Consider the following 12,609-nt stretch of genomic DNA (forward strand, 5'->3'; position numbering starts at 1 on the left):
CGCATGGAACCTCTCAGAATGAACATTCGGTTTCGGGACGGTCGATCCCCAGCGTGTCAAGCGCACTGGTCTGGTGCAGATACTGGTCCTGCGGGCTGACCGAGGTGGTCAGAAGCCCGGTGGTCAGCAGGATCGGCTGGCGGACCTGGTGGTCCCAGTCCCGCACGGTCAGCTTTTGCCCCTTGAAGCCCGCCACGTCGAACTGCGGGGACAGGATGAAGGCGCGCAGTTCGGCGGGATCGGCGGACTGGGTGCGGGTCGCGGCCTCGCCCACGATGCGCAACGCCAGCCAAGCTTGGTAATCTTCCTCTCGGATGGGGCGGTTCGCCAGGCGCTCGAAGCGGTTCTGGAACTGCATCCCGCCCCAGGCCTCCATCGCCGGGTGCCAACTGCGCGGAACCAGCCCCGCCGATCCGGCCACCGGGCGCGGATCCCAGGTCAGATAGGGCAGATAGGGCGCGAAGACGTCGCTTTCGTCCGTGGCGATCAGCACGTCGTAGTCGGGCGCGCGCTGCGTGAAGACGGGCATTTGCGCCTGAACCTGGACATGGCCGGAATCGGTGCTGCGGGCGCCGCCGGTATCCTCGAACACGCGTTCCTCGACGATCCTTGCGCCGAACTTAGCGGCCGCGCGGCGATAGGCGGCGGCAAGGGCCTCGTCCTCGGGGTGGCTGCCGGTGACCAGCAGCCAGTCGGGCCAGTTCTTCCACATCAGGAACTGCGCCAGCCCGTCGGCCAGCATGGCGTGGCTGGGCGCGACGTGGATGGTGTTGAAGCGGCAGTCGGCCCCGCGCAGGTTGTCCCCCCGCGCGCGGGCGTTCAGCAGCATCGCGCGGTCGCCCGCCTGGTCGGCAAGGGCCAGCGTGGTCCGGTCATCGGCCAGAAGAACGACGAACTGGATGCCCTCGGCCAGAAGCTTGTCCAGCTCGGCCCCCGCGGTGTCGGGGCTGGCGATGACCTCGACGGCCTCGAAGTCCTGCCCCATGAAGCGGCCGGTCGTGTCGTTGTCCTCGATCGCCAGGCGCGCGCCCGCGAATCCTTGATCCTCGACCGGCAGGTCGAGACGCGAGATGGGGGGCAATCTTTCCTCGTCAACGCGCAGGACGGCAGCCCGGATCAGCTGCATCTCGGGCTGGGGCTGCTGGGCCAATGCGGCCCCGGCCAGTGCCGAGGCACCAACCAAAAGTCCTATGATTCCCTTGAACATTTTACGTCTCCCTTGGATCATGTTGGGATGCGGCCGGCCCTGCGGCAAGACGGTTTTTGTTCCCGCGGCGGCCGGGAAGATTTGGATCAGTCTTAGGTCTTATGGACGGGCGGGGGCGGTCGTCGCATGGTCGACGGGGATTGGAAGGAAAGCGGAACAGATGATGCACAAGATCCTGGGCCTGGCCGTCGCCGCGACGCTGGCCCTGACCGTCACCGCCGAGGCGCACGGACCCTCTCGCCTGAAGACCGAGAAGTCGGTCGTCCTGAACGCCACCCCCGACGAGGTGTGGGAGGCCATCGGCAAGTTCGACGACATGAGCTGGCACCCTGCGGTTGACCGCACCGAAATGACGCCCGAAGGCGCCGCCGCCGATGTTCCCGACGAATCGACGCGGATCCTGCACCTGAAGGCCGAAAGCGGCGACCCGACTATCACTGAACAGCTGATGGCGATCGACCCTGAAAAGCGGCAATACAAGTACATGATCACCGATGTCGCGGTCGAGGTCTTGCCGGTGACGAACTATTCCTCGACCCTTCAGGTCAAGGACAAGGACGGCAAGGCCGAGGTGATCTGGAAGGGCGGCTTCTATCGCGGCTATCCCAACAACGATCCGCCGGCCAATCTGAACGACGATACGGCCATGGCCGCCGTGGACGGCATCTATCAGGCGGGCCTCGACGCCTTGGCCGAACGCTTCGGCAAGGCCGAGTGAGGCGCACGGTCCTTGCCCTGATCCTGTCGGCATCCCCCGCATTCGCGGGGGATTTGGCTTTCGTGACCAGCCAGAACGCCGAAATGGTGACACTGGTGGATCTGCAATCGGGCGAGGTTCTGGCCCAGACGCCGGTGGCGGGAAAGCCCGCGGCGGTGGCCTATGACCCCGTTGCGGCACGGGCTTATGTAATGGCCGCCGATACCGGGCGGCTTTACGTGCTGGACGAACGCGGCGGGGTGAAGGCCAGCCGCAACCTGGGCGAAGGGGCCTTCGGGCTGGCTGCAGCGCCGCAAGGCGGGCTGTTCGTCACCGACTGGTTCGCGGCGCGACTGATCCACCTGGACCGGAACCTGCAAAAGGCGTGGGAGGTCCCGACCGGCGCCGCACCCGCCGGGGTCGCGGCCAGCGCGGACGGCGCCCTGGTCGCCACCGCGGATCGCGACGACGATCAGGTCAGCATCTTCGACGGGCGGACCGGTGCCCTGCTCCACCGCGTCAAGACTGCCGGCCCCCATCCCTTCGGCATCACCTGGCACGACGGGCGGTTCTGGACGGCGGATGTGCAGGGCAACAGCCTGTCCGTGATCGACCCGGTGGCGGGGATGCTTGCGGGACAGGTTGCCACCGGCAGCCATCCCTATGCCGTGGCCTTTGCGGGGGGACGGGGTTTCGTGACCAACCAGTATGACGGCACGCTGACGGTCTTCGACCCGGCCACCTTGACGGTGCAGGATGAAATCGCCGTCGGCGACTATCCCGAAGGCATCGGCGCGCTGCCGGATGGCGACGGCGTGGTGGTCGCCAATTGGGAATCCGACACGCTGGTCGTGGTCGATGCCGAAACCCTGGCCATCACCGCCGAGATCGGTCTGCCATCCGGTCCCCGCGCCTTTGGGCAATTCACGGGTCGGCAGGTGTCGCCCTGACCAGCGGCGCGCCACCGGCCTGCTGCCACCCCTCGATCCCGCCCGGGAACCAGTGGACGGCGGTATAGCCCAAGGCAACCGCCCGGCGGGCGGCATTCCAGCTCATCCAGCAGTCGCTGCGGCAAAAGATCACCAGTGGCCGGGCGCGATCGCCCCCCGTCGCCTGTTCCAGCCCGCGTTCCAGCCGCGCCTGTTCGGCCGGGGCCAGAGCCTCCCATCCGGTATCGGACAGCCAGATGGCTCCGGGGATGGTGTCATGCGGCGGTTCGCGCCAGATCGTGCCCTCGGGCAGGCCTTCGGGTCGCTTCTTGCGCGGCAGGACGTCCAGGAACGGCACGCCTTCCGCGTGCAGGCGCAAGGCCTGGGCTGCATCCACGACAGTCGCGCCCTGCAGCGTTTCGGGCACGGGGGCCCGGTAGGGCTCGCCCCGGTAGCTGTCCGGTTCGGGCACCTGGGCGGCGGCCGGTCCCGCCAGCAGCAAGGCTAGCAGGACCGCACGGATCATTGGATCAGTTCCTTGCCATAGTCGTCGACAAGTGGCACGCCAGCCTCGGTCAGGATGGCGTTGATCTCGTCCTGGTGGCGGCGGATCAGGCTGTTCAGTTCCCGCTTCCATTCCTGTTCCGGCAGACGCACCCCCATCGTGATCCGATAGAACATCTTCGGCCCCGCGGTTTCCTTCAACAGCGGCGTGAACTGCAATTCGGGATCGGCCTTGACCCGGGGGCCCGCCAGCGGACCCCACAGCACGGCCGCGTCCAGCGTGCCGTCCTTGACGCCTGCAATCAGGTCGCCCACCGGATCCTCGACCCGACGGTCCACGAACAGGTCGGCGCCCCGCATGTCCTTGGCAAGCCCCGCCCGCGCCATGATCGAGGCGGGCGGCGATCCGGCGATCACGCCGATCGGATGGCCCTTCAGCGCCGGGTCGGACAAGTGGTCGACGCCCGCCAGGTCGCTGTCCTTGCGGGTGATGATGCCAAAGACCGAGGTGTAGTAATGGTTGGTGTTCTGCACCAGTTCGTCGCCCTGGGCATAGCCCATGACCACGTCGCATTCCCCCGCCCGCAAGGTCTTGGCGATGAAGCCCATGCCCGACGGGAACCAGGTATAGGCGACCGGCAGGCCCAGCCATTCACCGAAAGCCTCGGCCAGCTTGTTCTCGAACCCAGACCCGTCGCGCGTCGACATGGGCGCATTGGCGGGGTCCGCGCAGACGCGGAACTGCGTCGTCGAACGCAGATCCGCAACCTGGGCCGTGGCCGGAGCCGCGCCCAGGGCCAATGCCACCATCAGCCAGCGGATGACAGCCATCTTACATCGACATGCAGGAATCTTCCTGCGCCGTGTATTCCTCGGACTTGTCGGCGCGTTCCGCCGGCCGACCGCGCGGGATTTCGCCTGTCCCATGGGCCAGGAGATAGACATAGATGTCGTCGACATAGCACCAGACGTTCTTGTTGGTCCCGAAGGCCGGCATGACCGAGTTGGTGCCCTGCCTGCCCGATGCCACCACTTCCTGGAACTCGTAATAATCCATCCGCAGCACCGAATTCTTCAAGGCGGGCGCATAGGTCGAGCCTTCGCCGTCGGGTCCGTGGCAGACATGGCATTCCGCGTGATAGCGGCGGAAGCCGTTGAAGGTGGCGAAATCGACCACGCCGTTCTCGATCTTGAAGGTCGGAATGCCTTCGGCATTGTACCAGCGGCCGTTTTCCTGCGTGACAGCGGTGACGTCCATGCCGTTCGGCAGGGTGGTTTCACCTTCGGCCATCTCGACGGGCGCGTCGTTTCCGCCGGCCGTATCCCCGGCCTCGGCCGCAGGTTCCGCCGCCGGGGCAGCGCCAGAGGTCGCGGCAGCCGCGCCTGCGCCTGCCTCGGCGGCCGGCGGGGTCTGGGTTGTCGTGTCCTGCGCCAGGGCGGTCGTTGCCACCGTTGTGACAAGAACCAGCGACACAAGGCTGGTGATGGCTTTCATGCTGTCTTTCCTCCCAAAGTCCAATTTACCCGTCCTCTTCAGGCAAAATTCCCCCCGAGATTAACCTCGGGGGGAATGTTGGATAGCGCAACTTTACGTTAGCGGGCCGAAAGTATTAGCCGCTGGTGCCGCCTTCCGCCGGGGCCGGTTCCGCTGCAGGGTCGGCAGCAGGCGCGGCCGAGGCCGAGGCTTCGCCGGGCAGTTCGAACACGGTCAGCTGGCCGCCGAGTTCGGTATAGTCCGACAGCGCCGCATAGCCGCCAACGGCGCCCAGGCCTTCGTTCGGGTTGGTCAGACCAGCCGCAAGGCCGATGCCCGCCCAACCACCGACGCCCGACAGGATGCCGATATACTGCTTGCCGCCATGGACATAGGTCATCACGTTGCCGATGATCCCGGACGGGGTCTTGAAGCGGTAAAGCTCCTCGCCCGTTTCGGCATCGATCGCCTTCAGGTGGCCTTCAAGCGTGCCGTAGAAGACCACGTCGCCAGCCGTCGCAAGGGCGCCGGACCAGACCGAGAACTTCTCGGGCAGGGACCACTTGATCTTGCCCTCGACGTTGTCCCAGGCGATGAAGTTGCCCATGCCGCCATGGCTGTCGGGCGCCGGATACATCGACAGCGTGGCGCCGACATAGGGCTGGCCCGCAGTATAGGCGACGCGGAAGGGTTCGTAGTCCATGCAGACGTGGTTCGTCGGCACGTAGAAGGTCTGGGTCTTGGGCGAATAGGCCGCCGGCTGCTGGTCCTTGGTGCCAAGGGCCGCGGGGCAGATGCCGGTGGTGTTCGTGTCCTCGCCGTTCTGGGCGGTCGAGTATTCGGCCACGACCTGCGGACGGCCATAGGTTTCCGAGTTCGGATCCATGTCCACGCCGGTGGTCCAGTTCACCGCCGGGTCATACTTCTCGGCCACCAGCAGTTCGCCGGTTTCGCGGTCCAGCGTATAGGCCAGGCCGTTGCGGTCGAAATGGGTCAGCAGCTTGCGCGGCTGGCCGTCGATTTCTTGATCCGTCAGGATCATCTCGTTGACGCCGTCGTAATCCCACTCGTCATGGGGCGTCATCTGGTAGAACCACTTGGCCATGCCGGTATCGGCATCGCGGGCCATGATGGTCATCGACCACTTGTTGTCGCCCGGCCGCTGCGACGGGTTCCAGGTCGAGGGGTTGCCGGTCCCGTAATAGATCAGGTTCAGGTCCGGGTCATAGGAATACCAGCCCCAGGTGGTGCCGCCACCGATCTTCCACTGGTCGCCTTCCCAGCTGTTGAGGCTGCTGTCGGCGCCGATCGGCTTGCCCAGATGGGTCGTGTTTTCGGGGTCGACCAGCATTTCCGCGTCCGGGCCGGTCGAATAGGCCTTCCAGACCTCGGATCCGTCGGCCAGGCTATAGGCGGTGACGCGGCCACGCACGCCGTATTCGCCGCCCGAGACGCCGACGATCACCTTGTCCTTGACCGGCAGGACGGTCGCGGTGTTCGTCTCGCCGATGGCCGGATCGCCGGTCTTGACCTGCCACTTCACTTCCCCCGTCTTGGCGTCAAGGGCGACAAGCGTCGTGTCCGCCTGGTGCGACAGGATCAGCCCGTCGGCATAGGCCACGCCACGGAACACGGTGTCGCAGCACATGACCGCGATGACTTCGGGATCCTGCTGCGGCTCGTAGCGCCACAGGATCCTGCCCTCATTGGCCAGGTCCAGGGCGAAAATGTTGTTCGGGAAGGGCGTGTGGACATACATGATGTCCCCGATCACAAGGGGGCTGCCCTCGTGCCCGCGCAGCACGCCGGTCGAGAAGGTCCAGGCCACCCGCAGATCGCCCACGTTGTCGCGGTTGATCTGGTCCAATTCGGAATAGCGCGTGTTGGCATAGTTGCCGGTCTGGATCGCCCATTGTTCCGGCTTGGCGGTTTCGGCCAGGACGCTGTCATTGGCCCAGCCTGCCGTGCCCGTCAGAAGCAGCACGGCAACCGTGCTGTTCAGCAATCTTTTCATGGATGTGTTCCTCCGCTGTTGGAAGCGTGCGACGGGTTCCCTCCTCCCATCGCCGTCCTGGAGGTAGTCTTTGGTGGACAATGCCTTGCGTCAATCAGCCGTCCCGGCAATTGCCCCTAAAGTCTTAGGTCTGAATTGCCAGGACGGACGGGAAACTTCGGCAAGCTTTTACAGCAGCCTTTCGGCGTGCCACATCACATGATCGGCCATGAAGGACTGGACAAAGAAATAGCTGTGGTCATAGCCCGGCTGCATCCGGAACTGCCCCGGCTGGCGGCGTGCCATCATGGCCTGGGCCAGCGATTCGGGCCGCAGCTTGTCCAGGAACTGATCCGCGCTGCCCTGGTCGATCAGCACCTCGCCGGGGTAGCCGCGTTCCGTCATCAGGATCGTCGCGTCATGGGCGCGCCAGGAGCTGCGGTCATCGCCAAGATAGGCCGAAAGCTGCTTCTGGCCCCAGTCGGATTCGGTGGGGTTTGCGATGGGCGCGAAAGCCGAGACGGACCGGAAGCGTTCGGGATGGGTCATGGCGATGGTCAGCGCGCCGTGCCCGCCCATCGAATGGCCGGTGATGCCCATCGCCTCGGCGTCGATGGCGAAGTTGCCGGCGACCAGCTCGGGCAGTTCGTGGACGATGTATTGCCACATCTGGAAATGCGGGGCCCAGGGATCCTGCGTCGCGTTGACATAGAAGCCTGCACCCTTGCCCAGGTCATAGGCCTCGTCATCGGCCACGCCGTCGCCGCGGGGCGAGGTGTCGGGGAAGACGATGGCGATCCCCGCCTCGGCGCACCACTGCTGGGCGGCGGCCTTGGTCATGGCGTTTTCATGGGTGCAGGTCAGGCCCGACAGATACCACAGCACCGGCACGCGTTCATGCGCCACCAGTTCCGGCATGAAGACCGCAAAGGTCATGTCCGTGCCGGTCGATTGCGAACGGTGGCGGTAAACGCCCTGCGTGCCGCCGAAGCTGCGGTTTTCCGAAAGGGTTTCAAGCGTCATGCGACACCTCCAGTTTTTGAAACATGACCAGGCCGTCGACCGGCCCCAGGCTGGGGTGAAGAAACGCCCCCGGCAGGCGGCCGACAATGGCAAATCCGGCCTTCTGCCACAAATGGAGGGCGTCGGCATTGGTCGAGACGACGAAGTTGAACTGCATCGCGGCAAAGCCCTGCGCGGCGGCCCAGGACTTGGCATGATCGACCAGGGCGCGGGCGATGCCCTTGCCGCGCGCGTCTGGATGCGTGGCGAAGGACGCGTTGGCGACGTGGGATCCGCCGCCCGGCCGGTTCGCGCCGACATGGCTGGTGCCCAGGATCCGGCCGTCGGCCAAGGCCACGAAGGCCGTGAAGGGCTTGCCGAACCAGTCGGCCAGGGCGTCATCGCGGGAAATGTCGCGCGGGATGCAATAGGTTTCACCCGCGCGATAGACCGGTTCCAGGATCGCCCAGATGGCGTCTTGGTCGGCACTGGCGGCGGGGCGGATGGTGATTCCGCCCTGCCCCGTCATTTCAATTCGTCCACGCTGCGGATGACCTTGCCCAGCAGGCCATAGTCCAGTGCTTCCTGGGTGTTCAACCAGAAGTCACGCTGCGTGTCCTTCTCGATCCGCTCGACCGTCTGGCCGGTCGCGTCGGCGAAGATCTGGTTCAGCCGGTCGCGCATCAGGCGCACCTGTTCCGCCTGGATCATCATGTCCGACGACGTGCCGCCGATCCCGCCCGAGGGCTGATGGATCAGGAAGCGCGTGTTGGGCAGGCAATAGCGGTTTTCCTGCTTTGCCGCGACGAAGATCAGCGCGCCGGCGCTGGCGACCCAGCCGGATCCGATGGTGCGCACGGTGGGACGGATGAACTTGATCACGTCATGGATCATGTCGCCCGATTCCACATGCCCGCCGGGCGAGGAGATCAGCATGTTGATCGGCTTGTCGCTGTCCTCGGCCAGGGCCAGCAGATGGGCCACGGTGCGCTGCGCCAGCTTGTCATTGATCGTGCCCGCGACAATCACCGTGCGCGACTTGAAGTACAGCTTGCCGATCTTGTCGCCTTCGGGAAGGCCCAGGCCGCCGTCCTTCTCGCCCTCGTGGCGGCGGTCGTCCTCTTCCGGTTCGTCGTCGTCATCGTCCAGCCACTGGTGACGCATCGGCCTGCTCCTTTTATCTCATGGCGACGGCGGGACCATGGCCCCGCCGTTCTTTTACCTAAGCAGCCCTGAAGGATCAGTAAAGGACGACCGAGCGGATCGACTCGCCCTTGTGCATCAGGTCGAAGCCCTTGTTGATGTCGTCCAGCGGCATGGTGTGGGTGATCATCGGGTCGATCTCGATCTTGCCGTCCATGTACCAGTCGACGATCTTCGGCACATCGGTGCGCCCGCGCGCGCCGCCGAAGGCAGTGCCTTTCCAGACCCGGCCGGTGACCAGTTGGAACGGACGCGTGCTGATTTCCGCGCCTGCGGCCGCCACGCCGATGATGACCGACTGTCCCCAGCCGCGATGGGTGCATTCCAGCGCGTCGCGCATCACCTTGGTGCTGCCGGTCGCGTCGAAGGAATAATCCGCGCCGCCGATCTGGTCGAAGGGCGTCTTCGTCATCTCGACGATGTGCTGGACGATGCTACCGTCGATTTCCTTGGGGTTGACGAAGTGGGTCATGCCGAAGCGTTCGGCCATTTCCTTCTTGTCGTTGTTCAGGTCGACGCCGATGATCATGTCCGCGCCCGCCAGACGCAGGCCCTGGATCACGTTCAGCCCAATCCCGCCCAGGCCAAAGACCACCGCCTTGGCGCCGATCTCGACCTTGGCGGTATTGATGACCGCGCCGATGCCGGTGGTGACGCCGCAGCCGATATAGCAGATCTTGTCGAAGGGCGCGTCCTCGCGGACCTTGGCCACCGCGATTTCGGGCAGCACCGTGAAGTTCGAGAAGGTCGAGCAGCCCATGTAGTGGTGGATCGGCGTGCCATCCAGCATCGAGAACCGGCTGGTCCCATCCGGCATCAGGCCCTGGCCCTGGGTCGCGCGGATCCGGGTGCAGAGGTTGGTCTTGCCCGACAGGCAGGACGGGCATTCGCGGCATTCGGGCGTGTAAAGCGGGATCACGTGGTCGCCCGGCTTGACCGACTTCACGCCGGGGCCGACCTCGACCACCACGCCCGCGCCTTCATGGCCCAGGATCGCCGGGAACAGACCTTCCGGATCGTCGCCAGACCGGGTGAATTCGTCGGTGTGGCAGATGCCGGTAGCCTTGATCTCGATCATCACCTCGCCCTCTTTCGGGCCTTCGAGGTTGACTTCCATCACTTCCAGCGGCTTGCCAGCCTCAAGGGCCACGGCTGCACGGGTTCTCATTGTCTGTCTCCTGTTCGTTCGGGCGTCCCGTGGTGCCACGGGCGGTCAAGGCCGAAGGGGCCGCGTCGCGGCCCCCTGGTTTTGTTCAGGGATCTGCGGTCCGTCAAGCAGCCAGGGCGCCGGAACGCTTGGCCAGATGGGTCGCGATGGCGTCCATCAGGGGCGGCGAGAGCGCGTCATAGGGTTCCAGCCCCAGTTCGCGCAGCCGCGCCCGAATGCCGTCCATGCGCGACGGATCGACGCCGGACTCGATGACGGAACTGACAAAGGCCGCGAATTCGGGGGCCGACCAGCCGGGCTCGTCCGACAGTTCGGTATGGACGAAATCAAGGCCGTAGAAGGGATGGTCCTTGTTCTCGATCCGGCCATACATGTGAACGCCGCAGCCAGTGCAGGCGTAACGCTGGATCGGCGCGTCCTTGTTGACGACACGCAGCTTGTCGCCATTCTCCAGAACCTGGATCGCGTCGCGCGACACGACCGCCACCATGCTGAAGATCGCCCCATCGGGCTTCCAGCACTTGGTGCAGCCGCAAACATGGTTATGGGCGGTCTGGGCGCCGACCCGGACCTTCACGGGGTTCGTGGCGCATTTGCAGGTCAGCGTGCCGCCCGCAAAACTGGAATTGCCTTGCTTTATGCCGTGATCCACGGCGGGGTGTATCTTTACCCCATCAGTGCTGGCCATGGTCCTTCCCTCCCGATGAACCGAACGTCTTCCCAACGTCGCGCCATCGGGACATTTCGGCAAGTCAGATGAAGGTTGTAGCGCCCCGGCGGCCGGGGCGCCCCGATGGCCAGCTTGCCGGATCAGCTTGCGGGGGTCGAGGAAACGCCGACCTTGGCCGGGCGCAGCAGCCGGTCATGCAGGCGGAAGCCATTGTCCATCACCTGGATGATCTCTCCGGCGATGGTGCCGGGAACGGCAGCCTCGAACATGGCCTCGTGTTCGCTGGGGTCGAACTTGTCGCCCGCCGCGGGGGTGATGACGGTGATGCCGTGCTTGGCGAAGACGTTGGACAGTTCGCGCAGGGTCAGCTCGACCCCCTCGATGAGGGCGGCGGCCGCGGCGCGCTGTTCGTCGCCGGCCGCATCCAAGGCGCGTGTCAAAGCGTCGTGGACCGGCAGCAGGTCGCGGGCCAGGCGCGATCCGCCATACTGCTCGGCGTCGCGGCGGTCCTTGTCGGCGCGCTTGCGCGAGTTCTCGGCATCGGCCAGGGCGCGCATCCACTTGTCGCGCAATTCGTCGCGCTCGGCGGTCAGGGCCGCGATCTCGCCCGCCGGATCGGCCAGCGGATCCGCCAGGATGTCGTCAATGGGCTGTTCGTTCTGCTCGTTCATCGTCTTTCATCCTTTCCGGCCGGACAGCACCCGCCCGACCAGCTGCGCGGTATAATCGACAATCGGCACGATGCGGCCATAGTTCAGCCGCGTCGGTCCGATGACGCCAACCGCGCCTACAATCTTTCGGTCGGCATTCATATAGGGTGAAACCACCAGAGCGGAACCCGAAAGCGAAAAAAGCTTGTTTTCCGACCCGATGAAGATCCGCACCCCGTCGCCCTTTTCCGCCAGTTCCAGGAACTCGACGATGTCGCGCTTGCGTTCCAGGTCGTCGAACAGCACGCGGATGCGGTCAAGATCCGCGGCCTCCTGGTCCAGAAGGTTCGCGCGCCCTCGCACGATCAAGCGCGGATCGTGGGATTCGGTGTCCCACAGCGCCAGCCCCGACTGCACCAGTTCGGCGGCCAGCACGTCCAGTTCCTGCCGGCGCGAGGCAATTTCCCGGCCGATATGGCCGCGCAGTTCGGACAGGGTCTTTCCCTCGGCCATGGCGTTCAGGAAATTGCCCGCCTCGCGCATCGACGACGGAGTCTGGCCCACGGGGGGCGTGAACAGGCGGTTTTCCACATGGCCGTCGGCAAAGACCAGCACCACAAGCGCCCGGTCCGCCCCCAGGCTGACAAACTCGATATGGCGGATCGGCGCCTCGTGCTTGGGCATCAGAACCAGCGATGCGCCGCGCGTGATCGAGGACAGGGCGGTGCTGACCCGGTCCAGCAGCACGCCGGTTTCCGGGTCGTCGTTGCCCAGCGTCTGGTCGATGGCGGCGCGGTCGGTGGCGTTGACGGTATCGACCTCCATCATGCCGTCCACGAACAGCCGCAGCCCCTGCTGCGAGGGCATCCGCCCGGCGGATACATGGGGACTGTCCAGAAGCCCCATCAGTTCCAGATCCTGCATCACGTTCCTAACGGTCGCCGCGCTGAGCCGTTCGGACAAGGCACGTGTCAGGGTGCGCGAACCCACCGGCTCGCCGGTTTCCAGATAGATCTCGACCACGCGGCGGAAGATCTCGCGCGATCGGTCGTTCATGTCCTGCAAGGGTGTCTTCTGGTCCATGTCCCTCGAAGGGTTGCGTGATGGGCCGC

14 protein-coding genes are annotated in these 12,609 nt (G+C 65.4%); 2 read left to right on the plus strand and 12 right to left on the minus strand.

What is annotated here, in order from left to right; translation table 11 throughout:
* Positions 1–13: 13 nt before the first annotated feature.
* Positions 14–1,207: a lanthanide ABC transporter ABC transporter substrate-binding protein PedA1 gene (pedA1, locus tag IE224_RS03100; RefSeq protein ID WP_202380079.1), complete on the minus strand. Its 1,194-nt coding sequence runs from the start codon at positions 1,205–1,207 to the stop codon at positions 14–16.
* 163 nt (positions 1,208–1,370) lie between these two features.
* On the opposite strand from pedA1, the gene IE224_RS03105 reads away from it, so the two are divergent.
* Positions 1,371–1,925, plus strand: a complete 555-nt coding sequence (locus IE224_RS03105) for an SRPBCC family protein (RefSeq protein WP_191308274.1) — start codon at positions 1,371–1,373, stop codon at positions 1,923–1,925.
* A complete protein-coding gene (locus IE224_RS03110) occupies positions 1,922–2,854 on the plus strand; it encodes a YncE family protein (protein WP_191307998.1) in 933 nt (310 codons plus the stop codon). Before IE224_RS03105 ends, IE224_RS03110 begins: the two co-directional genes overlap by 4 nt.
* On the opposite strand, the gene IE224_RS03115 is transcribed toward IE224_RS03110, so the two are convergent.
* The 11 genes from IE224_RS03115 to hrcA form a co-directional block, all read right to left on the minus strand.
* Entirely contained in the window at positions 2,829–3,359 is a 531-nt protein-coding gene (locus IE224_RS03115; protein ID WP_191308000.1) for a PQQ-dependent catabolism-associated CXXCW motif protein, read from the minus strand. The two genes, IE224_RS03110 and IE224_RS03115, sit on opposite strands and share 26 nt — an antisense overlap.
* Positions 3,356–4,168, minus strand: coding sequence for a substrate-binding domain-containing protein (locus IE224_RS03120; protein ID WP_167623291.1), 813 nt, complete (start codon positions 4,166–4,168; stop codon positions 3,356–3,358). Before IE224_RS03120 ends, IE224_RS03115 begins: the two co-directional genes overlap by 4 nt.
* A gap of 1 nt (position 4,169) precedes the next feature.
* Positions 4,170–4,832, minus strand: coding sequence for a c-type cytochrome, methanol metabolism-related (locus tag IE224_RS03125; protein ID WP_191308002.1), 663 nt, complete (start codon positions 4,830–4,832; stop codon positions 4,170–4,172).
* A gap of 115 nt (positions 4,833–4,947) precedes the next feature.
* A complete protein-coding gene (locus IE224_RS03130) occupies positions 4,948–6,825 on the minus strand; it encodes a methanol/ethanol family PQQ-dependent dehydrogenase (protein WP_167623293.1) in 1,878 nt (625 codons plus the stop codon).
* Between the two features lie 168 nt (positions 6,826–6,993).
* Positions 6,994–7,827 carry an S-formylglutathione hydrolase gene (gene fghA, locus IE224_RS03135; protein WP_167623294.1) on the minus strand — a complete coding sequence of 278 codons (834 nt, stop codon included), beginning with the start codon at positions 7,825–7,827 and terminating at the stop codon, positions 6,994–6,996.
* The gene (locus IE224_RS03140; protein WP_167623295.1) at positions 7,817–8,335 is read right to left on the minus strand and encodes a GNAT family N-acetyltransferase; all 519 of its coding nucleotides are present in this window, start codon (positions 8,333–8,335) and stop codon (positions 7,817–7,819) included. Before IE224_RS03140 ends, fghA begins: the two co-directional genes overlap by 11 nt.
* Positions 8,332–8,970: an ATP-dependent Clp protease proteolytic subunit gene (locus IE224_RS03145; protein ID WP_167623296.1), complete on the minus strand. Its 639-nt coding sequence runs from the start codon at positions 8,968–8,970 to the stop codon at positions 8,332–8,334. The genes IE224_RS03140 and IE224_RS03145 overlap by 4 nt, the downstream gene beginning before the upstream one ends.
* 76 nt (positions 8,971–9,046) lie before the next feature.
* On the minus strand, positions 9,047–10,177 hold the full coding sequence (locus tag IE224_RS03150; protein ID WP_191308004.1) for an S-(hydroxymethyl)glutathione dehydrogenase/class III alcohol dehydrogenase: 1,131 nt from the start codon (positions 10,175–10,177) through the stop codon (positions 9,047–9,049).
* Positions 10,178–10,280: 103 nt separating this feature from the next.
* Positions 10,281–10,865 carry an S-(hydroxymethyl)glutathione synthase gene (gfa, locus tag IE224_RS03155; RefSeq protein ID WP_191308006.1) on the minus strand — a complete coding sequence of 195 codons (585 nt, stop codon included), beginning with the start codon at positions 10,863–10,865 and terminating at the stop codon, positions 10,281–10,283.
* A 122-nt stretch (positions 10,866–10,987) separates the two neighbouring features.
* Positions 10,988–11,518 carry a nucleotide exchange factor GrpE gene (locus IE224_RS03160; protein ID WP_167623299.1) on the minus strand — a complete coding sequence of 177 codons (531 nt, stop codon included), beginning with the start codon at positions 11,516–11,518 and terminating at the stop codon, positions 10,988–10,990.
* Between the two features lie 6 nt (positions 11,519–11,524).
* On the minus strand, positions 11,525–12,580 hold the full coding sequence (gene hrcA / locus IE224_RS03165) for a heat-inducible transcriptional repressor HrcA (protein ID WP_191308008.1): 1,056 nt from the start codon (positions 12,578–12,580) through the stop codon (positions 11,525–11,527).
* Positions 12,581–12,609 lie beyond the last annotated feature (29 nt).

The organism is Paracoccus aerius (genome assembly GCF_014656455.1).
GTDB lineage: Bacteria > Pseudomonadota > Alphaproteobacteria > Rhodobacterales > Rhodobacteraceae > Paracoccus > Paracoccus aerius.